23 protein-coding genes and 1 pseudogene are annotated in these 24,389 nt (G+C 63.2%); 18 read left to right on the plus strand and 6 right to left on the minus strand.

From position 1 onward, the window contains the following. Positions 1–101 precede the first annotated feature (101 nt). The 5 genes from ABIB49_RS17160 (at position 102) to ABIB49_RS17180 (ending at position 4,421) form a co-directional block, all read left to right on the plus strand. Complete coding sequence (locus tag ABIB49_RS17160) at positions 102–1,091, plus strand: DUF4192 family protein (RefSeq protein ID WP_354157452.1); 990 nt, start codon at positions 102–104, stop codon at positions 1,089–1,091. 145 nt (positions 1,092–1,236) lie between these two features. Continuing rightward, positions 1,237–1,428 (plus strand): hypothetical protein, encoded by a 192-nt coding sequence (locus tag ABIB49_RS17165; RefSeq protein ID WP_354157453.1) that lies wholly within the window; start codon positions 1,237–1,239, stop codon positions 1,426–1,428. Between the two features lie 538 nt (positions 1,429–1,966). Beyond that, positions 1,967–2,578, plus strand: coding sequence for a recombinase family protein (locus tag ABIB49_RS17170; RefSeq protein ID WP_354157454.1), 612 nt, complete (start codon positions 1,967–1,969; stop codon positions 2,576–2,578). Between the two features lie 279 nt (positions 2,579–2,857). Next, positions 2,858–3,616 carry a phosphotransferase gene (locus tag ABIB49_RS17175; RefSeq protein WP_354157455.1) on the plus strand — a complete coding sequence of 253 codons (759 nt, stop codon included), beginning with the start codon at positions 2,858–2,860 and terminating at the stop codon, positions 3,614–3,616. A gap of 70 nt (positions 3,617–3,686) precedes the next feature. Beyond that, positions 3,687–4,421 (plus strand): TIGR02391 family protein, encoded by a 735-nt coding sequence (locus ABIB49_RS17180; RefSeq protein WP_354157456.1) that lies wholly within the window; start codon positions 3,687–3,689, stop codon positions 4,419–4,421. Between the two features lie 125 nt (positions 4,422–4,546). On the opposite strand, the gene ABIB49_RS17185 is transcribed toward ABIB49_RS17180, so the two are convergent. Then, positions 4,547–5,482 carry a DMT family transporter gene (locus ABIB49_RS17185; RefSeq protein WP_354157457.1) on the minus strand — a complete coding sequence of 312 codons (936 nt, stop codon included), beginning with the start codon at positions 5,480–5,482 and terminating at the stop codon, positions 4,547–4,549. On the opposite strand from ABIB49_RS17185, the gene ABIB49_RS17190 reads away from it, so the two are divergent. The 5 genes from ABIB49_RS17190 to ABIB49_RS17210 all read left to right on the plus strand — a co-directional run bounded on the left by ABIB49_RS17190 (position 5,481) and on the right by ABIB49_RS17210 (position 13,781). Beyond that, positions 5,481–6,893, plus strand: a complete 1,413-nt coding sequence (locus tag ABIB49_RS17190) for an aminotransferase-like domain-containing protein (protein ID WP_354157458.1) — start codon at positions 5,481–5,483, stop codon at positions 6,891–6,893. The two genes, ABIB49_RS17185 and ABIB49_RS17190, sit on opposite strands and share 2 nt — an antisense overlap. A gap of 106 nt (positions 6,894–6,999) precedes the next feature. Then, positions 7,000–7,764, plus strand: a complete 765-nt coding sequence (locus ABIB49_RS17195) for a YfbU family protein (protein ID WP_354157459.1) — start codon at positions 7,000–7,002, stop codon at positions 7,762–7,764. Between the two features lie 189 nt (positions 7,765–7,953). Beyond that, complete coding sequence (locus ABIB49_RS17200; RefSeq protein WP_354157460.1) at positions 7,954–8,265, plus strand: hypothetical protein; 312 nt, start codon at positions 7,954–7,956, stop codon at positions 8,263–8,265. 209 nt (positions 8,266–8,474) lie between these two features. Continuing rightward, entirely contained in the window at positions 8,475–13,370 is a 4,896-nt protein-coding gene (locus ABIB49_RS17205; RefSeq protein WP_354157461.1) for a helicase-like domain-containing protein, read from the plus strand. Between the two features lie 141 nt (positions 13,371–13,511). After that, positions 13,512–13,781, plus strand: coding sequence for a helix-turn-helix domain-containing protein (locus ABIB49_RS17210; protein WP_502913828.1), 270 nt, complete (start codon positions 13,512–13,514; stop codon positions 13,779–13,781). Positions 13,782–14,068: 287 nt separating this feature from the next. Here ABIB49_RS17210 and ABIB49_RS17215 read toward each other — a convergent pair whose 3' ends face one another. Further along, entirely contained in the window at positions 14,069–14,368 is a 300-nt protein-coding gene (locus ABIB49_RS17215) for a hypothetical protein (protein ID WP_354157463.1), read from the minus strand. A gap of 223 nt (positions 14,369–14,591) precedes the next feature. Between ABIB49_RS17215 and ABIB49_RS17220 the strand changes: the two genes are divergently transcribed. The 7 genes and pseudogenes from ABIB49_RS17220 (at position 14,592) to ABIB49_RS17250 (ending at position 20,685) form a co-directional block, all read left to right on the plus strand. Next, a complete protein-coding gene (locus tag ABIB49_RS17220; RefSeq protein ID WP_354157464.1) occupies positions 14,592–14,984 on the plus strand; it encodes a MobC family plasmid mobilization relaxosome protein in 393 nt (130 codons plus the stop codon). A gap of 2 nt (positions 14,985–14,986) precedes the next feature. Next, positions 14,987–16,627, plus strand: coding sequence for a relaxase/mobilization nuclease domain-containing protein (locus ABIB49_RS17225; protein WP_354157465.1), 1,641 nt, complete (start codon positions 14,987–14,989; stop codon positions 16,625–16,627). Positions 16,628–16,657: 30 nt separating this feature from the next. After that, the gene (locus ABIB49_RS17230; protein ID WP_354157466.1) at positions 16,658–17,890 is read left to right on the plus strand and encodes a hypothetical protein; all 1,233 of its coding nucleotides are present in this window, start codon (positions 16,658–16,660) and stop codon (positions 17,888–17,890) included. Positions 17,891–18,016: 126 nt separating this feature from the next. Beyond that, complete coding sequence (locus tag ABIB49_RS17235) at positions 18,017–18,226, plus strand: hypothetical protein (protein WP_354157467.1); 210 nt, start codon at positions 18,017–18,019, stop codon at positions 18,224–18,226. Between the two features lie 214 nt (positions 18,227–18,440). Then, entirely contained in the window at positions 18,441–19,487 is a 1,047-nt protein-coding gene (locus ABIB49_RS17240) for a PDDEXK nuclease domain-containing protein (RefSeq protein ID WP_354157468.1), read from the plus strand. A 147-nt stretch (positions 19,488–19,634) separates the two neighbouring features. Next, positions 19,635–19,937, plus strand: a pseudogene (locus ABIB49_RS17245) (DUF4193 domain-containing protein). A gap of 61 nt (positions 19,938–19,998) precedes the next feature. Beyond that, the gene (locus ABIB49_RS17250) at positions 19,999–20,685 is read left to right on the plus strand and encodes a nucleoside/nucleotide kinase family protein (protein WP_354157469.1); all 687 of its coding nucleotides are present in this window, start codon (positions 19,999–20,001) and stop codon (positions 20,683–20,685) included. Here ABIB49_RS17250 and ABIB49_RS17255 read toward each other — a convergent pair. The 4 genes from ABIB49_RS17255 to ABIB49_RS17270 form a co-directional block, all read right to left on the minus strand. Next, on the minus strand, positions 20,642–20,989 hold the full coding sequence (locus ABIB49_RS17255) for a hypothetical protein (RefSeq protein ID WP_354157470.1): 348 nt from the start codon (positions 20,987–20,989) through the stop codon (positions 20,642–20,644). The genes ABIB49_RS17250 and ABIB49_RS17255 overlap by 44 nt on opposite strands. Before the next feature lie 14 nt (positions 20,990–21,003). Then, a complete protein-coding gene (locus ABIB49_RS17260) occupies positions 21,004–21,972 on the minus strand; it encodes an IS481 family transposase (protein WP_354157471.1) in 969 nt (322 codons plus the stop codon). Positions 21,973–22,831: 859 nt separating this feature from the next. Then, entirely contained in the window at positions 22,832–23,014 is a 183-nt protein-coding gene (locus tag ABIB49_RS17265; protein ID WP_354157472.1) for a hypothetical protein, read from the minus strand. Continuing rightward, positions 23,007–23,216, minus strand: a complete 210-nt coding sequence (locus tag ABIB49_RS17270; protein WP_354157473.1) for a hypothetical protein — start codon at positions 23,214–23,216, stop codon at positions 23,007–23,009. Before ABIB49_RS17270 ends, ABIB49_RS17265 begins: the two co-directional genes overlap by 8 nt. A gap of 718 nt (positions 23,217–23,934) precedes the next feature. Between ABIB49_RS17270 and ABIB49_RS17275 the strand changes: the two genes are divergently transcribed. After that, positions 23,935–24,372, plus strand: coding sequence for a hypothetical protein (locus ABIB49_RS17275; RefSeq protein ID WP_354157474.1), 438 nt, complete (start codon positions 23,935–23,937; stop codon positions 24,370–24,372). Positions 24,373–24,389 lie beyond the last annotated feature (17 nt).

Raw genomic sequence — 24,389 nt, forward strand, 5'->3', positions numbered from 1 at the left:
AGCTTGCCAGCAACCAAAAAACAACGGGGGAGTCAGGGAGCAGCTGGCACGGTTACGCCGTCCCCTCACCCCCACGTCTCGGCCAAAAAAGGACACACACCATGACTGATAAGACCCTGAGCCTGACCACTCACGCCGACCTGCTGGCGACCGTCCCGCACCTGCTGGGCTACACCCCCACGGAATCCTTCGTGATCATCACCGCCAACGGTGGTGCTGTTGGCATGGCACTGCGCGCCTTCGCGCCGTCCGAAACCTCCCCGGTCGAGTACGCCCAGATGATGGCGACCTACGCAGCTGAGGACGAAGCGGCTACCGCCGCTTACGTCATCGTCTACTCCGAGGAAACCGCCACCGGGGCCGAGGTCCACCCCTACGCGGCCCACGTGGGGGCGCTGGCCAGGGAGCTGGCCACCATCCAAATGCCCGTCCGGAACGTTTGGATGGTGACCAGCACGTACTGGGCAGAGTTCGGAACAACGGACCGCGAACCTTTGGATGCGATCACCGAGAGCGCGGCCAACGCCACACTGATTTTCCGTGGGAGCGCCCCGGACATGGACGTTTACGCCCCGGCCCTGCTGGGCCACTGGGCTCTGCGGGTGCAGGCACCCGAGGGCACCGAAGCGGACATTACCGCCGCTTGCGGAGCGTGGGAGGTTGCCTTGAACGATCCGGCGATGCCCGACACGGACACCGCCCGGACCCTCGCGGCCGCGTTCCAACACAAGACCATCCGGGATTACCTGATGCGGGCCACCATCGTCACCAACGATGAAGGCTTTGCGGAGATCATGCTGGGCAAACTGACCTACATCCCGAACTGGGACCGGATCGACCACGCCGAAGCGATCCTGTTTGAAGTCATGAAAGCCGTCCCGGCAGGGCAGCGGGCACCCATGCTGACCATGATGGGCTGGATCCAGTGGCTCAAAGGCCGCCCCACCCAGGGAACCCGCTACCTGCGCCAAGCCCTCCAGGACGTGGAGAAGTTCCGGCTGGCTGCGCTGCTGCTGGAACTGATCAACCGCGGCGCAATCGCGGACCTCACCCGTGATGCCACCAAGCGTTACAACGGATTCACCCGCTAAACCCTGTCACCCGGTGGCTGGACCTGTGAACCAGGTTCCAGCCACCAGGTGCGTGGCGGCCTCCGCCGCACGCTCCCCCGGCCGCCGGACACGCTCACGCGGGCGCAGCCAGGCACACAGGCCCCATGCAGTAATCCCGGTTACAGTGAACGCAAAGCCACTGCAACGCCACCGGGAGCACCCCACCATGGGCCACGACTACACCCCCACCGAGGAAGACCGGCCGGCCGCTGACGCGAGCCAGGCCGAAGACATCATTGAGCTTCGCCTCATGAGCACAGGCAAGAACATCGGTCCCATCGATATAGTCGATGCAAGCGGCCACAGCGCCCCATAAACCAGCTGCAGCGATGACGCTGCACCCATAGATTTCCTTTTGGCCGAGGAAAACGGCAGAGGCCGGCACCCCACCAGGTGCCGGCCTCTCCGCTCTTAAGATGCCCGAGATCCCCGGCAGCGCCGGCGCCGGTCCTAGTGCAGGCCCGTCACGAACAATGGAACAGGATCCGGCGCTAACGGCTCTGGCAGATAAGGCCGCTACCAAGGACGCTGCCGATAATGGCGGTGAGACCAGCCAGCCGAACCACAGACGTTCTTGCACTACCGACACTATCTTCAGAAGCCGCTGCACCATTCGTCCCGGCGATGACTCCGAATGACCCGGAGATCTTGAAGCACGGCCTGCGGGCCACATCGGATGCGGCCGACATTCGCCATGCCCAAGACCCTCTCGACTTTCTGTCACATACGGAGGATCGGGAGCCCTTTGCATGACTTAGAATAAGCGACGGGTGAAGTGACAACTTTTGAATACGGCCCGGTGTCGCCGCCGAGTGTCACTTAAACGAACGTATAAATGACGAAGGAGAACTTCCGTGCGGGTCGGATATATGCGTGTCTCCAAGGCGGACGGCTCCCAGACCACGGACCTGCAGCGCGACGCGCTCCTGGCCGCCGGCATCGGCGCGGAATCCCTCTATGAAGACCGTGCCTCCGGGAAAAAGGACGACCGGCCCCAGCTGGCCGCCTGCCTCAAAGCCCTCCGCCACGGCGACACCCTCATGGTCTGGAAACTCGACCGGCTCGGCCGGGACCTGCGGCACCTGGTCAACATCGTCCACGACCTCACCGAACGCGGAATCGGGCTGAAAGTCCTCACCGGGCAGGGCGCCGCCATCGACACCACCACCGCCTCCGGAAAGCTCGTTTTCGGAATCTTCGCTGCCCTCGCCGAGTTCGAGCGCGAACTCATCTCCGAACGTACGACAGCAGGGCTCGCCGCCGCCCGCGCCCGCGGCCGCAAGGGCGGGCGCCCCTACAAGATGACCCCGGCGAAACTCCGGCTCGCCATGGCGTCCATGGGTAAGCCCGGAACCAAAGTCAGCGACCTCTGCACCGAACTCGGGATTACCCGGCAGACGCTCTACCGGCACGTCTCACCCACAGGGGAGCTGCGGCCCGACGGTGAGAAACTACTCTCGCGATAGCAGTAGACCCGCCCGTACCAGCAGCGGCCGGCACCACCGCCCTGGCCAGCGCATCCGGCCTCCCGGGCGTTCCCTTTCACGCCCCGTCACCGGTCGCTTCACCGGACGGGGGTTACGGGACGCCGGTGGACTCCAGCCCGCAATCATGCAGTTCAGCGGTGTGTGCGACAGTGGGGGACCGGCTAACGGGACACTCACTCCTCCCGGGACGACACCCCACCCTGTCTCAAACCAGCTCATGAGGTTGGACGTCGAATTTGGAGGCACTAGCCTGCTGGGATGTGCGATGAAGAGCAAGAACTGACCGGAGGCAACGCGTCAGGCCGCGTGGTGCGTTTAGGGGAGACAGTACGAAAGCCCTGGATCGGTAACACGTCGGTCGTACAGAGCTATCTCGGCGCTCTCCGCGCGCGTGGAGTGGACGCCCCTAAGCCGCTTGGTCGCGACCAGCATGGGCGGCAGGTGGTTGAGTATGTCAGCGGCACTCTTGCGCTAGATCAATTGCCGCTGAGGCTCGAGGACCTGCTGCGGGTAGGGAGAATGATTCGCCGCATCCACGATGCCAGCGAATTCATTCCGATTCCCGATCCGGACGGCTGGGAGATGCTGCTGCCGGCGGAGAATCCGAACCTGATGTGCCACAACGATCTCGCGCCCTGGAACCTCATCACGGGAGATCGATGGGTCTTCATTGATTGGGATGGTGCTGGGCCGAGCACCCGGTTGTGGGATCTCGCATACGCCGCGCAATCATTCGGCATGCTCTTTGACGGGCAGCCGGTGGAATCCGCTGCTACGAGATTGCGCGTTCTGGTCGACGGGTACGAGGCTGACCTCGTGTTGCGCGAGGCGTTGCCAGCCACCATGGCGAAAAGGGCTGCTGCGATGTTCGAACTTCTACGTTCCTCAAGCGAGATCGGATTCCAGCCGTGGGCCGAGATGTATGTGAACGGGCATGGTGAGCATTGGCGTGCCGCCGCTAAGTACGTTGCCCGAAACCAAACAGCCTGGAAGCGAGCACTCTCGCAATCGGAATAAGGCGTCCGCTCAACGTCTGCACTGTAGACAGATCCCGAGCTTTGTCGGTCTGACGGGGCAGGATGGTCTTATGACCAAGTTGAACCATGAATGGGCCGTTAAAGAGATCGACCAATTTCTACATATCACTGATCAGGTCGGATATGACAACAGCGGCGGTGGTGTTGTCATGTTCGGCACGCACATGCGTGGTTCGCAGACTGAAGCATCACAAGGCGCTCACGTTGTGGAGCAGGTTCTGGATCGTGTTTTGCCTGGCTGGAGCAAAGAGCGACCGGTACGGGACGGCAAGTTTGCCTGGCTTCGCGACCAAGCCTCAAGAGCGAAGGCAGCGTTGCAGAGGGAGACGGAGTTTGCTGAAAATCTGGGAGATAACGCCCCGGACATGGATGCAGCCAACTTGCACCCGTGGGCATGGCAAAACGGCAGATCCTTCTGGAACACCGGGCATTTTCACCAGGCCGTGATGCAGGCCGCAATCCGAGTTAACGCTGAAACTCAGGCGAAGCTGGGGCGTATGGATGTATCAGAGACGGCGCTTTTCAACGAGGCGTTCTCCTTAGATGCGCCGAAAGAAGGCGCCCCGCGGCTTCGGCTGACGAAGGACGATGGGGGGAAGACCTACCAGAATCTTCACAGGGGCGCTCGATCGTTTGCTGACGGGCTCTACACAGCAATCCGAAATCCGGGGATGCATAAGCCACAGGAAAGCGACGGAGGCGAGGAACAACTTGCCCTCGAACAACTAGCAGCCTTTAGCTTGCTAGCCCGCTGGGTCGACCAAGCCGGAGTCGACGGAGCGTAAATGGCGGAACAACTGGCAGAGCGTGGGGCGCACTTGGTCATTGCTGCGGCTACGAAGTGTCCTGTGAGGGATCCTCTACCGGCACGTTTCACCCACCGGGGAGCTGCGCCCAGACGGCGAAAAGCTCATGTCCCGGTAGGGTGCGGGTTGAGCCGGACGCGGACCGCGGTGCCGGCGCAGAGGATGACGGCGAGGCCGCCGGCGAAGGTCAGCCATGTCAGGGTCTCTCCCAGCAGAAGCCCTGCCCAGCAGATACTCAGCACGGGCTGGAGGAGCTGGATCTGGCTGACCCGGGTAATGGGGCCGATGGCCAGGCCGCGGTACCAAGCGAAGAAGCCAAGGAACATGCTCACCAGGCCCAAGTAGGCAAAGGCTGCCCACTGTACCGGTGTTCCGGTCGGGGGCTGCTGGGCGATGGAGAGCGCTGTCAGGAATATCATCAGGGGAGATGCAAGCACGAGAGCCCACGACACGGTCTGCCAGGCACCGAGCTCGCGGGCGAGCAGCCCGCCTTCGGCATAGCCGATGGCCGCGGCCACCACAGCACCGAGCAGCAGCAGGTCCGCCCAATGCACCTGTCCGAAACCGCCGGATTGGGCGAAGCCAAAGACCAGTGCTGCCACCGCGCCCACCGCGGAAATGACCCAGAAGGCTGCTGGCGGACGCTCCCGCCCGCGCAGAACCGCAGCCGTTGCCGTCGCGGCTGGGAGTAGGGCGATGACCACGGCGCCGTGGCTGGCGGGCGCGGTGGTGAGGGCGAAGGAGGTGAGCAGTGGGAAACCGACGACGATTCCGCCAGCGACCACCGCGAGCCGCGCCCACTGTGTGCCGTGAGGAAGGTGCTGGCGTGTCAGTGCGAGGGCCAGGGTGGCCAGAACTGCGGCCAGGACCGCCCGGCCGGAGCCAATGAACAACGGAGAAAATCCTCCGACAGCCAGCCGTGTGAAGGGAACTGTGAACGAGAATGCCGCTACTCCAAGGAGGCCCCACCATAGGCCGCTGGACTGATGGGACAGTATCACCGGGCGGATAAGCGTAGTAGCGCTACTATTGTCTCTCATGAACAACGATAGCAGTTCCCGGATTGCGGTGCGCCTCAAAGAATGGATCGCAGGGGCTTCGCCGGGATCACAGCTGCCCTCCACCAGGTCGCTGGTGGCCGAGTACCGGGTGAGCCCGGTGACGGTGCAGAAGGCCCTGCAGGCGCTCACGGCGCAGGGGCTGATCGAGAGCCGGCCCGGGGTCGGGACTTTTGTGCGGACCGTCCGGACCGCGCGCCCGTCAGATTACGGCTGGCAGACCGCGGCTCTGCGTTCACCTCAGGGGCCTCCTCGTTCGATGTCCACCGCGATGCGCACCGCGCCGAACGATGCCATCGCCTTCCATTCCGGCTATCCGGACCGGGAACTCCTGCCGGAGCGCCTGGTGCGCGCGGCATTGATCAGGGCAGCGCGGGGCGACGCCGCACTGTCCCGCCCTCCGGCTGCGGGGCTTCCCGAACTGCAGTCGTGGTTCGCGCACGAACTCGGCGATTCGACCCCCGCAGGGGTCACCCCGCCAACACCGGGCGACGTCATCGTGCTGCCAGGAAGCCAGAGCGGACTCAGCTCCATCTTTAGGGCACTGGTCGGCACGGGGCAGCCCCTGCTTGTGGAATCCCCGACCTACTGGGGAGCCATCATCGCCGCGGCGCAGGCCGGCGTCCGTATCGTCCCGGTGCCCAGCGGACCCGACGGCCCCGACCCGGAAGAGCTGACCCGGGCATTCGCGGAAACCGGCGCACGCCTGTTCTACGCACAACCCAACTACGCGAACCCCACCGGAGCACAATGGCCGGCCCGGTGTGGCGAACAGGTCCTGGATGTCGTACGCCAGAACGGCGCGTTCCTCGTCGAGGACGACTGGGCGCACGACTTCGGCATCACCACCACCCCCGCGCCCATTGCAGCCCGTAACGATTCCGGCCACGTTGTCTATCTCCGCTCACTGACCAAGAGCGTGTCCCCAGCCATCCGTGTGGCCGCCGTCGTCGCCCGCGGCCCGGCGCGTGAACGCATCCTCGCCGACCGTGGAGCTGAATCGATGTATGTCAGCGGCCTGCTTCAGGCCGCAGCCCTGGATGTCGTTACACAACCTGCTTGGCAGACCCACCTGCGCGGCCTCCGCCACCAGCTCCAATCACGCCGCGACCTGCTCCTCACCAGCCTCCGCAAGTATGCCCCGCAGGCCCACATCGACCACGTCCCAAAAGGAGGGCTCAACCTCTGGGCCCGTCTGCCCGACGGGACCGACCTTGAAAAGCTGGCCCGCGACTGCGAGGCCGCCGGGGTCATCATCGCCGCCGGCACCGAATGGTTCCCGGCCGAACCAGCAGGCCCATTCATCCGGCTCAACTACGCCGGGCCCAACCCCGCCGCCTTCCCGGAAGGTGCGCGCATCCTCGGCCAGTCCATCGAACGCAACAGCCCCTAAAATCAGGCACCAACGAAGAAGACGACCTCCGCAAGATCGCAGCTCACGTATTCGTGTCTTACATGTAGTATGTCATGTAATACACGACTAATGGGAAGGAAAATTGGTGGCTACGATCACGGTACGCATTGACGACGCAGTAAGGGATGCCTTGCAGGCTAAAGCGGAGGAGGAACGCCAGACGCTGAGCGACTTTGTTCGAGACCGTCTCCAGGACGCAGTGTTTGCATACCGAGACGATGAACGAGGTATGAGCGAGAGGGATAAGGAGTTGGGGCCTGACACACTGTCAGCTCTCGACCGACACACTCTGTCACTGTTGCATCGAATTCTCGGTCGGGTTTTGCCCGAGGACGCGAACGACGTAGATGGTGACAGGGAGTACCAGCTTGAGCGGGCGAAAGTTCTTGAACGTGGATTTACCAAGGAGTACTGGATGGAGTTCGCCGGCCTTCGCCCCGAGCTGAGCCCACGCAACAGCGAGTTCGTCATGGACGTTCTCGAAATGTTCCGCATAGCGCTCTACAGCATCAACGATCTGCGGGAGCAGGGGGTAGTGATTGATGAATCGCTTCAGCGAGCACTGACATTCGATGGTTTCGATCACAATGACGCGCTGGAAGGCCAGATGTCCGACTACGTGCGTTTCCTTGTGCAGGACGACAAATGGACCGAGCAGGAGGCCTTCGTACTCGGGCCGGATCGCGGGAACTCTCATCACCAGTCGGTTCCCATTTACTCTCGGATGTTGACCGAGTACCGCGAAGTGAAGCAAAACAAGTCCCGAAAATCGGGCAGGAAGAGTTATCTCCTGACCGAAGAAGAGCTCCGGAGGATTGCAGCTTCCCGGGTTCACCCCTCACGTCGCTAGCCGCCGGCGTCTTTGAAGCGCAGCAGCGGCTCCAGTAAGTAGGGGTGCGGCTGTTAATCCATCGGTGCCTTCGCTAGCGTGGAGGCAAACGGAGGGGGACGGCGCACATGGCACCGAGGAAATCTAAGAACCACATTGAGGGTCAGCTGAGTCTGGAGTCTTTGTGGGCCGAACCGGAAGAGGTAGTCAATGAACGAGCACGGCAGACACGCCATGGAAACTATGAAGAATCACGACCCGGAGAGCTTCGCGCAGATAGCGGACCCCGAGACGCACTTTTCGACTTTGGGGGAGGAGATCCAGCAGGAAATCTGGGACCTCAGCGAACAGCTGACACCAACCAGGGGATCGGAACCGCCGCTGGAGTACATAGGGCTGGCGAACATGGCCAAGCTCCGGGCACGCGAGATGGTGTACCAGGAGATGATCTACGCCAGCCTTCCCACGGAGCCGGAGGAGATGGAGCCGACCTACGGGGCCCAGGAGGACGAGGAGAACTAGCGGCAGAACCCCAGCCGGAGCCGGCAGCGGGTGCGCCGGCCGGACGGTTCCGCCCAGCATCCCAGACGGACCTTGCGCCATCGGGACAGAAAGCCCGCTTCGCAGCAAACGTTGAAGCAATCCGCATCGTCCGGGAGCTGGAGGACCAGCAAAGGCCGGCCACCGAGGTAGAGCAGCGTTCCCTGGCGCGGTGGTCCAGCTGGGGAGCGGTGCCTCAGCTGTTCGACAAAGCCGAATGGGCGGCCGAGCGCGCCCAGCTGCAGGAAGTCCTGAGCGAGCGCGAGTATGCCGCAGCGTCGCGGACCACGACGAACGCGTATTACACCGACGCCGCCCTGGTAAAGGAAATCTGGTCCGCCGTCGACCGGCTCGGCTTCGCCGGGGGAGAGGTGCTGGAACCCGGATCCGGCGCGGGAACGTTCATCGGATTCGCCCCGGAAGGTGCCCGGATGACCGGCGTGGAGCTTGATCCGCTGACAGCCTCAATTTCCCGGGGACTGTATCCCGACGCGACGATCCGCAGTGAGTCCTTCGCGGACACCCCGATCAAGACCAATTCCTTTGACCTCGCCGTCGGCAACGTCCCGTTCAGTAAGAACACGCTTTACGACAAGACCCACAACGCCGACTCCCGGCACTCCATGCACAACCACTTCATCCTCAAGAGCCTGGCCGCCGTGAAACCCGGCGGATACGTCGCCGTGCTGAGCTCCAGCTTCACCATGGATGCAACCAGTCCCACCTCGAGGCGGGAGATGAGTGCCATGGCGGACCTGGTGGGAGCCGTGCGCCTGCCCACCGGCGCCCACCGGCGCGCCGCCGGCACCGAAGCACTCACTGACCTGCTGCTGCTGCGCAAGCGCGAGCCGGGCCGGGAGCCTGCCAACACGGACTGGGAAAAGGTCGGCCCCGTCATCATCGACGGCCGCAACGTGAAGATCAACAACTACTTCGATCTGAACCCGCAGAACGTCCGCGGGCAGATCACCGTCGGGAACGGCATGTACGGCGAGGAAACCGTCAGCGTGAAAGCCGACGACCTCGCCGCCGTCCCGCAGCTGCTCGCCCAGCGGCTGGACGCCGTTGTGCAGGAAGCGCTGGACCGCGGCCTGAACCACGCCCCTGCAGAGCCGGCACCGGGGAAAACCGCGGCGGCACTCCTGCCGTCCCCCGGGCAGGAATGGGACGGCATCATCACCGTCCAACAAGACGGAACCTTCACCGTTGCCCGTGCAGGGGAACAGGTTCCTTTGCCGGTACCCAAAGCACACGCAGCGGAGCTAAGCGACCTGCTGGGGATGCGCGACGGAGCACGCGCCCTGTTGGAGATGGAAGCTTCCGACAGCGAAGACACCCCGGCGATGTCCGCTCAACGAACCGCCCTGGCTGACCAGTACACGGCATATGCCGCCAAATATGGGCCACTGAACCGCTTCACGGAGTCAGTTCGCAAGGACAAAGAAACGGGCGAAGACATCATCACCCGCCGTGCAGCACCTGCCGTGCGGATCCTGCGCCAGACGGACCCCTTCGGCACTCTGCCGCCGGCCCTGGAGCGGTTCAACGAGGAGACGCAGACTGCGACACCCGCAGCTCTGCTTCAGCACCGGCAGGTGGTGGCCCGCAAACCGCTCATGGGCGCGGACACCGTTGACGAAGCCCTTGCCATCGCCCTGGACACCTACGGCGCCCCGGATCTGGATCAGATCGCGGACCTGTTGGGCGTCACGGAAGAGGAAGCCCGCGATCAGCTGGGCACGCTCGTGTTCGATGACCCGGAAACCGGCAAACTCGTCACAGCACCGGAATACCTGTCCGGGAACGTCCGGACCAAGCTCGAAGCTGCCCGCGCTGCGGCGGCCGAGGACGAGCGCTTGAGCGTGAACGTCACCGCACTGGAGGAAGTCCAGCCGCCGCGGGTCGGCATGGAAGACGTCGAGGCGCGCATCGGTGCGGTCTGGATCTCCCCCGAGGAACACCAACGCTTCGTCCAGGACATCCTGGCCGATCCCAACGCCAGCGTGACCAGCGTCGGCAGCGGCATCTGGCGGGTCAAAGCCAACCGGGGAACAGTCCGTTCCACGAACGAGTGGGGAACGGGCCGCCGGCCCGCCCCGGACCTGCTGCAAAGCATCCTGGAACAAAAGAGCATTCAGGTCGAGGACAAGAACGAGGACGGCAAACCCGTCGCCAACCTCGAAGAAACCGAAGCAGCCCAGGAAAAGGCCGAGGCCCTGCAGGAACGTTTCGCCGAGTGGGTCTGGGAAGACCCCGAACGTGCCAGCCGGCTCATTGACGAATACAACCGCCGCTTCAACTCCCTGGCCCTGCGCGACTACACCAAGGAAGGCGGCCGCCTGACCCTGCCGGGGCTGGCTAAAACCTTCACCCCGCACCCGCACCAGCGCACCGCCGTGGCGCGCATCATCTCCGAACCGGCTGTGGGCCTCTTCCACGAAGTCGGGGCCGGCAAGACCGCCGAAATGGTGATTGGAGCGATGGAACTCAAACGCATGGGCATGGCCTCCAAGCCCATGGTTGTCGTCCCGAACCACATGCTGGAGCAGTTCACCCGCGAGTGGCTGGAACTGTACCCGCAGGCCCGCCTGCTCTCAGCCGGGTCCGATGACATCAAGACCAACAGCGGAGACCTGGCCGCGCGCCGGCAGTTCGTCGCCCGCGCCGCGGCGAACGACTGGGACGGCATCATCATGACCCAGCAGGCCTTCAAGAGCATCGGCGTGAAAGCCGAAACCATTGAGGCCTACCAGGAGTCGATCATCGCCGACGTCCGGCAGACCATCGTCAACGCCCAGGCCGAAGGCGAAGACCGGACCACGGTAAAGAAGCTTGAAACAAAGCTCCAGGCCGAAGAAGAACGCATGAAGAAGCTCATGGACACCGCGCCGGACCTTGGACTGACATTCGAGGACACCGGGGTGGACTACCTGTTCGTGGACGAAGCGCACGACTACAAGAACCTGCGCACGGTCACCAACATCAAGGGCGCAGAAATTGCCGGCTCCATCCGGGCCACCGACATGCACCTGAAGCTGGAATACCTGCGCAGCACCCACGGGGAACGCGTCGTTACGATGGCGACCGGCACACCGATTGCCAACTCCATCACCGAAGCCCACGTCATGCAGCGCTACCTGCGCCCGGACCTGCTCCAGGCCGCGGGCGTGGAGAACTTCGACGTCTGGGGAGCGACATTCGGGGAAACCGTCACCGCCATCGAGATGGACGCCGGAGGCCGGCTGAAGAACAAGCCGCGCTTCGCGAAATTCAAGAACGTCCCCGAGATGCTGCGGTCCTTCCACGTCTTTGCGGACGTGAAGCTCTCCGAAGACCTGACCTACCTCAAAAAGCCGGACCTCGCCCCCCGTCCAGGCGACGGGGAACGGCAGCCGGAACTGGTGCTGATCCCGCAGCCGCCCGAACTGGCCGAATACATGAAGGGCCTCGCGGACCGGCTGGACTCCCTCTCCGGCTGGGCTGAGAAGGGCGCGGACAACGCCCTCTCCGTCTACAACGACGGCCGCAAAGCAGCGCTGGACCTGCGCATGGTCGGCATCGAACCTGAATCCGGGACGAAGCTGGACCATGTTGTCGCCAAGACCCTGAAAGTCTGGGAGGAGAACCGGGAGAACGAGTACGAAACCAGCTTCGAATCCGGGATCCCTTCGGCCAACAAGGGTGCGCTGCAGATCATCTTCTGCGACCTCAGCACGCCCTCGAAGAACACCGGTCCCGACGGCAAACCGGTCTGGACCGCCTACCAGCAGATCAAGGACCAGCTCGTTGCCGGAGGCATCCAGGCAGAGCAGATCCGGTTCATCCAGGACGCGCCCAAACCCGAGCAGAAAGCCCAGCTCTTCGCCCAATGCCGCACCGGCGAAGTAGCCGTGCTGATCGGCTCCACCGCCATGATGGGGACCGGCGCCAACGTCCAGCTCCGCGCCAAAGCGATCCACCACGTCACGTGTCCCTGGCGGCCAGCTGACCTGACCCAGCGCGACGGGCGCATCATCCGTCAACGGAACGCCAACGCGGAGGTCCACAACTTCCAGTACGCCACCGTCGGCAGCTACGACAGTGCCGCCTGGGATGGGATCCAGCGCAAGGCCACCATGATCCAGCAGGTCCTTCGCGGACGACTCGATATCCGCGAGATCGAGGACGTTGGAGACCTTGCCCTCAACGCCGCACAGATCAAGGCAGCGACCAGCGGCAACCCGCTGGTGATGGAGAAGATCGAGGCCGACGCCGCCCGGACCAAACTCGAACGGCTCAAACGAGCCCACGAGAAAGGACAGAGCACCCTCTCCTGGACACGGGCCGCCGCCGAAACCAGCATCACCAAAGCCGAAAGCAAGCTGCCCGCATTGCAGGCCGCTCTCCCGCGCATCACCCCGACGGCCGGGGATGCCTTCACCGCGACCATCGACGGCAAGAGCTACACCAAACGTCCGGAGGCCGTCACGGCTATATCTGAATGGGTCCGTACCCACACACCGGAGTACGGAAATTACTACCGCCAAAAACAGGACCACGGCACGATGGCCACCCTCGGCGGCCACGAGCTGCAGGTCCGAAACGCGGCCGACGACTCCCGGCTCGGCTCTTACCAGGACCTCGCTGTCACCCTCAAAGACGTGCCGGCACCACCGCTTGTCTTTACCCGACTGGAGCTGTTGGAAGGAAGTGCCGGGATCATCACCCGGCTGGAAAACAAAGTAGCGGGGCTTCCCGAGTACGAAGCCCAGCTGCGCCAAACCATCACGGACAAACAGGCGGTGCTTGCCGACGTCGAGAGCCAGGCCGGGAAACCCTTCAAGTACGAGGCCAAACTTGTCACCGCCCGCGCGAAGTGCGCGGAACTGGACGGGAAGCTCAAGGCCTCCATTGAGCCACCGAAGCAGAACTCCGCCGACGCGCCTGACGTTGCGGATGTCGTCGATCCTGCACTGGCACGCTTTAGAAAGTTTCACGACGCCAGCTTCCCTACAGGCCCCAGCCTCAGCCGGCCATCGCCGGCGTCAACCCAGGCGCCTTCAACCAGACATCCACACCACGAGAGAAGCGGAGGGCTGGAACGATAGATCATCCGTCCGTCAAGAGCTGGGCTGGAATGACTCCGGAAGCTCCACGGCGGCCGGATCCCTCTGCCGCGGACATCGCGCCAGGGACGAACCACAACACCGGAACGAGGTGGACTGAGAATGCCGAAACGGACAGAGGACGTGACCGAGGAACCTGCGTCGACGACGGTACCGGTGTTCCCCAGGATGCTGACCCTGGAAAAAGTTCAGGAGGTCCTGAACGTCAAAAGTGCACTGGTCTATTCGCTCGTTCGCAGCGGTGAGCTCCCCGCCGGGCAGTTCGGTGGACGGGGTGTGTGGAGGGTCCGGGAAAGTGACCTCGCGGCGTACATCGAGGCCGCGTTCGCGAAGACCGCAGAGCGCATCGCGGCCGGTCAGATCAAGGATGACGACGTCACCGCGGAAGACTAAAAGAACACGGTTACGACGAAGGCGCATCTGGTCTATGGCTGAAAAGAGCCAGCCACAGCGCTCTGCCGACGTCGGAAGCGGTATGTCTTGGACCATGGGAAACGTTGCCGTTGGTGACCGGCCAGTTTCCAGGCTGTGCATGGCCGCCGGTCTCGCTGGTGAGGTGCGAGGCAGAGGTTCCCTGGCGGTTGTGTGCAGCCGATCAGCTGGGTCCCGTCGTCCCCATGTGTGCGGGAAAAGCAGCGGAGCGATTGGGCTTTTGCCGTGCCCATGGGGGCGAGGGTCTACTACTCAGGTCCGCCGGCAACCGGAACGGACTCCTGCGTGGTTTTCCGGCCACGCGGACGCCCGCCGGCCTTCTTGGCCGGAGCGTCCAGACCGAAGCCCCGCAGGTCCGATTCGGTCCAGTCTGCGCGCAACGCTGCCTGATAGTCCTTGGCATACTTCTGCTCAGCTGCGGCAAGCAGCTGGGCGGCCTCCTGGACCTCAACTCCGCTGGCCGCGGCCCTCTTGACGGCGTTCACTTTGGTGTCCCTGGCGGCGTCGATCTTCGCGGCGGCTTTAGCGGCAATGTCGTTGATATCCATACCCAAACCCTATCGGGCACGACCGACACCCCCAAAGCGGGTTTTCGGTGATCAAGCGCGAAAGGCGAAAAACCCTCAAAGGTGACCGTTCGGAGCAAGCTATACACTTACACGGGTGTAAGTGGCTTGTCGCGCTCGACACTGGCGGTCGTGTGCGGCACACTGGTCAGTGTGGTCCCCGGTTTCGGGGTCGCTGCGCTGGGCCTTTGAAGGGATGGATTGAATGTCGGATGAGGGATTCACTCACCGTTTCAATCTGTCGCGCCGTCGTCGTGAGAACTCTCCGGCCGGTTCGAAGAAGCGCCGTGACGTGTGGGTCACGGTCGAGGAAGAAGCGGCCCTTGTTACGAAGGCCGAACGGGAGAAGATCACTGTCCCGAACCTGCTGATTTCGTCGGCGCTGTCGGAGACCCATGAAACGACAACGGAACGCCGGGCCATTGGTGCGGAGCTGATGTCACTGCACAATCTGTTGGCCCGTTCCTCGAACAACATCAACCAGCTTGCGCGCCAGGCTAATGCCACGGGCGAGTTTCCCGCCGAGGCCCGCGAAGCGTTGAAGCACATTCGCTCTGTTGCCATGCGCATTGACGATGCCATTGACGGGCTGATGTAGGGGTGATTCCGAACATCACCCGCGGTTCTCGGATGTCAGGGCTCATGGTTTACCTGACGTCGACTGATACCGAGAAGACGAAGAACGCCCACAGTGATCCGCACCTGGTTGCTGGGGATGCTGCGATCATGTCGTGGTACGACGACGGTGTTCTGGACCGTGACGATGCCCTGGCGATTGCCAAGCACTTGGACCGGCCGCGCAAGTTGTTCGGTGTGTCGGTACAGATCAAAGACATGCAGTGGGACGCGGCCAAGAAGGAACGCGTGCACGTCGGGTACAAGGACGCGAGCGTGTGGCATTGCTCGTTGAGTTTGCGTGCCGAAGAGGGCGCGCTGACGGATCAGCAGTGGGGCGATGTCGCCAACGACTTCGTGGATTCCATGGGCTTCACGGAAGCCAGCGGAAAGGCACAGTGTCGGTGGGTTGCGGTCAACCACGGCACGTCCGAGAACGGCAACCATCACATCCACCTGGCCGTGTCCCTGGTCCGTGAGGACGGGACCAAGGCATCCACCCACGGCGACTACAAGAAGGCTCAGGAATCGTGCCGTGAGCTGGAGTTTAAGTACGGGCTGGAACAGCTCTCCACCGTGCACGCCACCCGCGGCTACGACCAGGCAGAGAGGGCCACCGCCGTCCGCGACGAACGGGAAATGCACCGGTCCTCGCTGGCACGGAAGGTCCGCGCCAGCGCCAGCTCCTCCGCTACCGAAGGTGAGTTCGTCCGGCGTGCCAGGGGCACCGGCATGCTGGTCCGTCCCCGCTACACGAAGAACACCACCGACGTCATTGTCGGGTACTCCGTAGCGGAACGCCCGAAGCAGGGCGAGCGGCCCATCTGGTTCGGCGGCGGCACCCTCGCCTCCGATCTCAAGCTCGGTGCTTTGCGTGAAGAGTGGATGGACTCACCTCACCTTGCAACGGAAGCTGCAGCGGAGTGGAACGCGGCGGCCCGCAACAAACGCACCGTGTCCAAGACCGGCCCCGAGAACGCAACACCGCCGGCGGAAATGTGGGTTCAGTACACCCGCAACGCGACCGCGCTGGCGGATCAGCTACGCACCATTCCACGGGACGACCACGCGACGTGGGCGAAAGCGGCCCGGGAAGTATCCGGGGCGTTCGCGGCATGGTCCTACCGGCTGGAACCGACACCGGGACCGCTGGCGGCCACCGCCGCCGAACTGTCCCGCACCGCCCAGCTCCGCGCACCACGACAGCACAGCAAACCCGTCGCGCTCCCGTCGATTGCCGGGACAGCCATGTTGTTCATGGCAGCGTCCAGCAAAAACAAGACGGCCGCCCAAACAGCACTCATGGTGCAGCTGATCAACACCGCCTTCGCCGTCTATGAAATGCATGCCCAGTCCGGACGGACAAGGGAGGCGCAGCGCATCCGTGCAGTGGTCGAGCAACAGCTTGCCCCGTTCACCGGCACCATGCCCAAGGCCGTGCTGGTGGGTGCAGAACAGCAGTCGGCTACGGAAGCAGCAGTGCCGCCCAGGTCAATCGACATCGCCCGGCGCGGCATGGTCCCCATCCGCCCGGGATCAGCAGTGCCGACAACGCCAACACCGGCGACGCCGGCCAAGACCTACCAGCCCAGTCGACGCGATTCCGGGCCGGGCCTGGACCGATAAGACTCACACCACTAGTGCAAGGGGAACACGATGAGTGAAGCAGATGGAATGGACGATGTTGTGGACGGCGGGCTACGGCAGTCGCTGATGATCGCCTCACGCATTGCCGAGACTCTGGCCCGCCGCCGGCAGGAATCCCAGCGGCAGCAGGAACACCAAGACGCCCAGATGGCGCACGAAGCACAGGCACGTCTCGCCGCCGAACGCAGCGCAGCCCACGCAGCGCTGGCTCCTGTGGAAAAGGACCAGTGGTGGGACAAAGCCCAACCCCACGACATTGCCACGGCTCACGCCGTCGCTGAAGGTTGGAAAGACCACGACCCCATCGCACTAGCCGCCTCTGAAAAGATCCGTCAGGAAGTCTTCACGCGCTACGGCATCGACACCCGCGACGTCGGCGCGGACACCGCCTACCTGGAATCAGGGATTCAGACCATCACCACGGAAAAGGCTCGTCAGGACGAGCTGGCCCGCAGCCAGGAAGAGACACGCAAGGCCGCTGCCGAACACGAGAAAGCAATGGGCCTGCTCGCCGCGGCCCACGCCGAAGAACTCCGCGCGCAGGCCGCGACGCTGGCCCCGGAAATGGAACGCCACCAGGTGCCCATCGAGTATCTGGCCAACCCCGAGTTGGCCCGGGCGCTGCAGACCGCCCACGCTGCTAAGACCCCCGCAGCGGTGGCGGCCGCCGATGCCATCGTGCAGGAACGTCTGTTCCTCATCGGCAAGGACGGCATCAACGGCCCCGACATCGACCAGCTCCGCAAAGAAACCACCGCAAACATTAACGGCGCCGGCGACGCGCACTTCGAGGATCCCGCATTCGTGAAAGCCGCCAAGGAGATGCACGAAGCCAAGCTCCTGGCAGAGGGCGGCTTCACCGGGTCCGAACGGACGCCCGTGGAGCAGCGGTACGAACGCGCCGAAAAGGAACTCTTCGCCCGCATGGAAAGCGTCGGCCGCGAGATCGAGAACCGCGTCACCGGCAACGACAGCAGCCGTCTCAAAGGCCATGGCCTCACAGCAGAAAGCAGATCGGCCGCCGACTACGGCTCCGCCGAACACCACGACAAATTCGCTGAATCCCTGGAGCACACCGGGGCCAACGAAACCCAGATCCGCGGACGCCTCGCAGCCGCCCGCAGCGAAGGCACACACCCCAGCGCAGCCGTCACCATGGGCAAGGGCGCAGCGAAAGCTAGAAAGTCACGCGCAGGGATGTCGACCGGCGCAGAACGCACCAAGGGCGGTCCCAGCCGCTAGCGGCTCCCTGCTGCCGTGCCAGCAGCCCGTGCCAGCCGGGCCCAGGTCAATGGTATCGAGCCCGACTCGCGTCGGCGGAGGGGCGGCAAAACCGGGGGGCCAGATAAGACGGAAGGAGTCGCCCGCATGGAAGACCCGGAGGAACGGGGACCCCAGCCTGAATCTGAGCCGGCGTCAGACGAGGAGATCATCCGCGGGGCCTTGCAGATGCTCCACGAACTTGATGACACCCCTCCACAGCAGATGACGGCCTTGTGTTACCAGCACTGGTTCGAACAGCTGAGCATGACAACCCGTGACCTGCTCCGTCTCCTTGGCCATGACCCCGACGCCTGAGGTCAGACACGGTCACTCCGGAGGCCCGCCGGGTCAGCCGCGGCCACGCCGTCCGCCCGCACGACAAACTCTGGGGCAATGTCGAAGGTCTTGGCAGGCGCGGAAGCCGCCGGTTCGTCCCGATCCGCAAGCGGACCCGGTACAGTCCCTATTGTCCAGACGGTGTCTGGACAATAGGGACTGGAACGTCGGAACCTCCAACTAGGGTGGAAGTATGACCCAGCTCGGACCGGACCTTCCGGGAGACTACGCCGCCGCGCTCACGACCCTGAAAAGTCTTGTGCGGGAAGCTCAACAGCGGGCGCAGCGCGTCGTCAATACCGCCATGATCGAGCTTTATTGGAACATTGGGCAGACCATCCTGGAAAGGCAGGTGACCGAGCCTTGGGGGAGTAGGGTTCTGGATCGGCTGGCACGCGACCTCCGCACAGAGTTTCCCCATATGAAGGGATTCTCCAGAAGCAATCTTTACAATATGCGCGCGTTCGCCGCGGCATGGAATGGCCCGGAACCAATTGTCCGGACACCGTCTGGACAATTGAGCTGGAGCCATAACGTCGCGCTCCTGAGCAAGCTGGACGACCACGAGCTGCGCTCCTGGTACGCGTCACGAGCCGCCCAGCATGGTTGGTCGGTGGCGGTGCTGGAACATCAGATCCTCACACGCCTCCACACGCGGAGCGGTGCGGCCCCAAACAACCTCGAGGCAAGACTGCCCGGGGAGGGTACTGACCTGGCGCGGGAGGTTGCCAAGGACCCTCTGGTACTTGACTTCCTTGGTCTGACCGAAGACGCGCAGGAACATGCCATCGAGGAGGCCATGACGCTGCGCATGGCACAGACGCTGGCCGAGTTCGGGCCGGGCTTTGCTTTCGTCGGCCGGCAGTACCACCTCGACGTCGATGGTGATGATTTCTTTGTCGACCTCCTGCTCTACCACGTACCATCTGACCGTTACGTCGTCGTGGAACTGAAAGCTGGCAAGTTCAAACCCGAGCATCTGGGGCAGCTGAACTTCTACGTTGCAGCCGTCAACGACATTCTCCGGCTGCCCAGGCAGGCCCCGACTGTTGGGATCCTGGTGTGCGGGTCCAAGAACGATCGCACAGTCCGCTATGCCCTTGATGGTTCCGCCCAACCTTTGACCGTGACGTCCTACACGTACGAGGCACTTCCGGTCGATGAGCAGGCTACCCTGCCATCCCCGGCGGCCATTACGGCAGCCCTTGAGCACGACCCAGCGAGTCCTCTCGACGCATGAAGAATTAGAAGACCGGACACCACGGATGCAAGGTCGAATTGTTGCGCTTCGGGCGCGGCCAGCAGGCCGGGCGACCAGGGAGCATCGGGGCTATGGTGTACGTTGCAGTTCCGTCAGACAAGAACACCAGAAACGAGAATGACCTAAGTGGCAACCGATTACGACGAAGTACGTTCCGACGTCAAGGAATCATAGGACCGCTCCCTTGAGGCGCTGCAGTCCGCTAACGCTCCGGATGCCCGCAGCGTCGTCCGTGAGCTGGACGAATCTGACGCACTGGATGACACCATCACCCCCGGCGGGGAGTTCGTGGCCGAGGAACTCATTGTTCAGGTCATTCCGCAGGCCGAGGATGAGTTCACCTGTTATTCCTGTTTCCTGGTTCGGCACCGGTCCCAGCTCGCGCGTGAAAAGGGCGGCCACTCGTACTGCGTCGAGTGCGAGGGTTAGGACGCCCGCGCTCCAAGGGCCCGGCCATTGGTCATCCAGGCAGAGTCGGAAAGAAGAGGCGATGGACACCCCTCCGTATGTGCGCTGGGACGAATCGGGCCAGCAGCAGCTCCTTGCCCGGGCTGAAGTGCTGCTCCAGCGGCACGGACGGTGCCTGCTCGGAATAGCCGGGGCGCCCGGTGCCGGAAAGTCCACGATCTCTGAATGGCTACTGGAGCACCTGCTTACTAACCATCCCGGGCAGGTTGCCTTGGTCCCTATGGACGGGTATCACCTGGCGCAGTCGTTGCTCGAGTCCCGCGGGCTTGAGCACCACAAGGGCGCCCCGGACACCTTCGACGGCGTCGGCTTCGTTGCGTTGCTTCGACAGCTGCGCTCGGAGACCTCGCGGGAAATCTTTGCGCCGGTCTTCCGCCGCGATGTCAACGACGCGATCGCCGCAGCCATCGCCGTTCCGCCGGAAACGCGACTGATCATCACCGAGGGCAACTACCTTCTCTTTGACGAAGCCCCTTGGAACGAGGTCCAATCCCTCCTGGATGAAACGTGGTTCGTGGAACTCGAACAGGACGAACGCCTGCGCCGGCTCACCGCCCGGCACCTGAAGTTCGACAACAACGCCGCCATTGCCGAATGGCGTGCAACCGGCAATGACGAACGCAATGCCCGCCTGGTAGCAGCAGGAAGCCAACGGAGCACACTCGTCATTGAGCACACAGCGGCGACCGGCCGTGAGAGGCACCGATGACGACACCGCGGCCACCGTCACTGAACCGGATGCCCGGGATGCCGAGCCCTGTGACCGCCCCGGCCACGAACGGCCGCCTACCGAGCAGCGTCGGGATAAACGGGAGCAGAAACCCGGGGGAGTCGCCGTCGAGCAGTTCAAGGATTTCCCCGTCCGTCATCCGGTCGATCAGTTGCTCAGCGGCCGCGTCCGCATCGAGCTCGCTCGCCTGGACTGCCCGGACTGCCTCGCCGTACGCGCCGCACTCCGCCGCCCCCGTGTCCGTCGATGCCGGCATCTGTCGGGTGAAGCCCTCGCTACTCATCTTGACGCGGACACCTAGGTGTATTGACCTGCGAGGTTAGTGACACGGCTGGCCGGTGGCTGACCTTTGAGTGAGGTGTGGCCTCGATGATGATTGTAATGATGGAGCCAGTCGGCGAAAGCGGCAACACGCTCGGCCTCTGATGCATAGGGCTTGGCGTAGGCCCATTCATCGAGCATGGTGCGGTTGCAGCGCTCAACTTTGCCGTTGGTCTGCGGTCTGTAAGGGCGGGTGCGTTTGTGCTTGGTCTCCGGGCCCAGCGCGTTCTTGAAGGCGTGAGACCGGTAGCAGGAGCCGTTATCGGTCAATACCCGCTTCACGGTGATTCCGCACGCTTGGAAATAGGCGTTCGCGCGTTCCCAGAACCCGGCCGCGGTTTCCTTTTTCTCATCGGTGAGGATCTCGGTGTAAGCGAGCCGGGAGTGGTCATCGACTGCGTTGTGCAGGAAGGCGTAGCCCGGCCGCCGGTTCCCTTCCGTGCCGGTCTTGTTCCGGTTACCAGCGGCCCTGCCCATTGTGCGGTGGCCGCCGCCGTCAGGGATGCGTCCGAGTTTCTTGATGTCGACGTGGACCAGATCCCCCGGGCTCTGGTGCTCGTACCGGCGGATCACCCTTCCCGTGGCCCGGTCCAGCCAGGACAGCCTGGCCAGCCCAAACCTGGAAAGCACCCGGTGCACCGTGGACGGGTGGATGCCCAGCAGGAAACCGATCCGGGCAGGCCCCCACCGGCGGTTGATCCGGATTGCGATGATCCGCCGCTCCCGCCGCAGCGGCGTCCGCCGCGGGGACCTGACAGGCCGGCTGGAACGGTCAACCATCCCCTCTTCACCGTGAGCGCGGTAGCGCGCGGCCCAACGCGCCGCGGTCGTCACCGACACTTGGAACCGTTCAGCCGCCCGGCGAAGGGTCCACCCATCATCGACAACGCAGCGGGCCAGCCGGAGCCTGCCCTTGGGCGTCAGGAGCGCGTTAGCATGGGACATTGAAGACCTCCTTGTGGATCGGACTCTTAGACAAGCCCCACTCCACTCGGAGGTCTTCTTTTTGTCACCTATCCACGCCGGGCGTTCCTAACGTCCGTGGACAATACACCTAGGCTTCGCTTTCTTGAAAGCCTGTTCAATGGCTGAGTCACGTCATCTCCAGTTTGAGATCTGCAACGTGCTCAGGGTGCGTCCCTCAGATGAATACAGAACAGATGTGAGTACCAGTACAACATTGAACGACGAGTCCAGTTCAGTCGCGGACATCTGGAAACCATCCGTCCGGTGCTTTCGTTCCAGGTGTTCGGGGTCGCGGGGATCCTGTAGGTCACAGTTGTAGACGGGCCGTGTGGGTTCAGCAGGACGCCCATGTGGTGGTCCGCAGGCTTGGGCAGACGGCCGCCGCTGCGCTCGGCCCGTTCCTCCATCGCCTCAGCGACCGCCACCGTCAACGCTGTCGTAAGCGGGGGAGCAGAGCCGGCCCCTTCCCTCGGACGGACGTCGGCGTCCGGGCAGCCGAAATAGGGGAGTGCGTTTCAGCGGATCCTAATCTGCAGATTTTGCGATCGGATCACTTCAGCTTTACGTAACGTCGATTATCGGATTTGAGCGGCCGCCAGATGCGGTTCGGGCCCGAGGAGATCGACGATATCCGGCAAGGCTTGATCAAGAGGACCCCGGGGCCTCAACTAAATAGCTGGGAGCGCCGACGGCGAAATAGAAAGTTACGCACCCTCGGTATCGGGTGGCAATAAACGAGCCGGGGAACGGTGATAGTGCGGGCCTGGGCGAAACTTCGCGCCAAGCAGCAGGAATTCTATGCCTGGCGCGAAGACAACGAGCGGAAGGCTGACGTCGGCTAGACCGGGCCGCCTGCTGACCAGTCGAACTTGTGCCGGGCTGGGCAGGTAGGCTTGCCCACCGGGTTCCAGTCCATCACTTTGGCCACTGAGTCATCGGGGCCATAGGTGTAGCGCTGCAGCAGCGCCTGTTCGCAAACTGGGCAGCGAAATGTGGTTTCCCGCAGTTCCGTGTTAGCCATCGGTATGCGTTCCGCCGGCCTGCAATGCCGCGCCGCGCAAGAGAGCGTAGCTCTCGGCAAGGTTGCGGATTGTCTGACCGCCAGGAGTATTGAGGGTGACCTTGGGGATGGTTTCCAGCAGGTGGACCTGAGCCGCCAAGAGTGCTTTGTCATGATTCTTGGCCAGATCGTCGTCGATCTCGTCGTAGGTGTAATCGGCCATGGATGGCCCCCTTCTCATCGTGGCCGCATGCCGTTCGCACCCGGTCCATCTCCAACCTTAACCACCGACACCGACACAAAGTCCCTTCGAGGAACTGCGCCCCGCAAGACCACTCAAGGTATTGACCCCTACGCCCGTTAAGCCCTTCGCCGCCCACCTGGTGATTACAGGCAAAGTGCCCAGTCCTAGCAAGGGATGCGGCGCGGCCAGCTGATAGCGGATCAGTTTTCGTCGGGTTCATCCTCCGAGATTTTACCCGTGGGGATCTTCCGGCCCTTGGTCTTGTATGCCTGGCTGATGTAGTCCTCGACTTCGGTCGTGGAGACTCTTCAGACGCCGCGGCCGCCGATGTTGGATTCCGCGCATCTCGCCAGATCGAAGGAGGGCGCGAACGTGACGCTCCACTAAGAGTTGGACCGTGGGGCGGTGACCCACACGTCCGGCTGGACATCGATTTTGAGGGCAGGCAGCAGGAGACTGCCCGGCAGCACTTCGAGGTCAAGGGCCACCTCCGTGACTCGGCAGCAAACCAAGCCTGCCAGCATCCTGTAGGACAACGTCCCAACGTGCGTGACGGCGCCGTCTTGCGACCAGCGCAGCACCCAAAGGGCCTTCGGCCTAGGCCGAGGAGACCCAATCTTGACGCGATTGATTCGTCATTGCTGACCTCAGGCGGACTCCGGAATTAATGTCGTACCTAACCGATACGATTTGCTCTATGGATCGTCGCAAGGGAAGTGACTCAAAATGCTGCAGTCCGGTGCAATCTCCAAGGACGTGGCAGTACTACGTCGATGATTCGCATGAGTCTGTCGCCGCTCTGGACGCCTGGCTAGAGAGTCTTTCGGGATTCAGCCGCGACCATCAACTGGGCGAGATCGACGATCTTTTTGAGGCCGCAGCTCTAGGAGAGCTAGAGGACACCGGTGACGCGCGAACTCCGATCAAACCAATCCGAAGCGATCCCGATGTCTATGAGCTGCGCCGCAAAGCGCTGTCGAAGAGTCTGCGCTTTTATCATGCCGAACCAGACGAACTTCCGGACGGTCTTCTGGCCCTTCACAAGCATCTGAAAAGTACAGACCAGCAGAGTGAAATCAATTTTGCTGTGGATCGATACAACGACGGCCGAGAGGCCGACTGGACCGAAACGTAACTTTCGGGACTTGCACA

Origin of the sequence: Arthrobacter sp. UYCu512 (genome assembly GCF_040547075.1) — a bacterium.
GTDB lineage: Bacteria > Actinomycetota > Actinomycetes > Actinomycetales > Micrococcaceae > Arthrobacter.

Coding starts and splice junctions, on each gene's coding strand:
- ABIB49_RS17160 (WP_354157452.1), top strand. CDS start 102: ATGACTGATAAGACCCTGAGCCTGACCACTCACGCCGACCTGCTGGCG.
- ABIB49_RS17175 (WP_354157455.1), top strand. CDS start 2,858: ATGTGCGATGAAGAGCAAGAACTGACCGGAGGCAACGCGTCAGGCCGC.
- ABIB49_RS17180 (WP_354157456.1), top strand. CDS start 3,687: ATGACCAAGTTGAACCATGAATGGGCCGTTAAAGAGATCGACCAATTT.
- ABIB49_RS17190 (WP_354157458.1), top strand. CDS start 5,481: ATGAACAACGATAGCAGTTCCCGGATTGCGGTGCGCCTCAAAGAATGG.
- ABIB49_RS17185 (WP_354157457.1), bottom strand. CDS start 5,482: ATGAGAGACAATAGTAGCGCTACTACGCTTATCCGCCCGGTGATACTG.
- ABIB49_RS17200 (WP_354157460.1), top strand. CDS start 7,954: ATGAACGAGCACGGCAGACACGCCATGGAAACTATGAAGAATCACGAC.
- ABIB49_RS17215 (WP_354157463.1), bottom strand. CDS start 14,368: ATGGATATCAACGACATTGCCGCTAAAGCCGCCGCGAAGATCGACGCC.
- ABIB49_RS17220 (WP_354157464.1), top strand. CDS start 14,592: ATGTCGGATGAGGGATTCACTCACCGTTTCAATCTGTCGCGCCGTCGT.
- ABIB49_RS17230 (WP_354157466.1), top strand. CDS start 16,658: ATGAGTGAAGCAGATGGAATGGACGATGTTGTGGACGGCGGGCTACGG.
- ABIB49_RS17235 (WP_354157467.1), top strand. CDS start 18,017: ATGGAAGACCCGGAGGAACGGGGACCCCAGCCTGAATCTGAGCCGGCG.
- ABIB49_RS17240 (WP_354157468.1), top strand. CDS start 18,441: ATGACCCAGCTCGGACCGGACCTTCCGGGAGACTACGCCGCCGCGCTC.
- ABIB49_RS17250 (WP_354157469.1), top strand. CDS start 19,999: ATGGACACCCCTCCGTATGTGCGCTGGGACGAATCGGGCCAGCAGCAG.
- ABIB49_RS17255 (WP_354157470.1), bottom strand. CDS start 20,989: ATGAGTAGCGAGGGCTTCACCCGACAGATGCCGGCATCGACGGACACG.
- ABIB49_RS17260 (WP_354157471.1), bottom strand. CDS start 21,972: ATGTCCCATGCTAACGCGCTCCTGACGCCCAAGGGCAGGCTCCGGCTG.
- ABIB49_RS17265 (WP_354157472.1), bottom strand. CDS start 23,014: ATGGCTAACACGGAACTGCGGGAAACCACATTTCGCTGCCCAGTTTGC.
- ABIB49_RS17270 (WP_354157473.1), bottom strand. CDS start 23,216: ATGGCCGATTACACCTACGACGAGATCGACGACGATCTGGCCAAGAAT.
- ABIB49_RS17275 (WP_354157474.1), top strand. CDS start 23,935: ATGGATCGTCGCAAGGGAAGTGACTCAAAATGCTGCAGTCCGGTGCAA.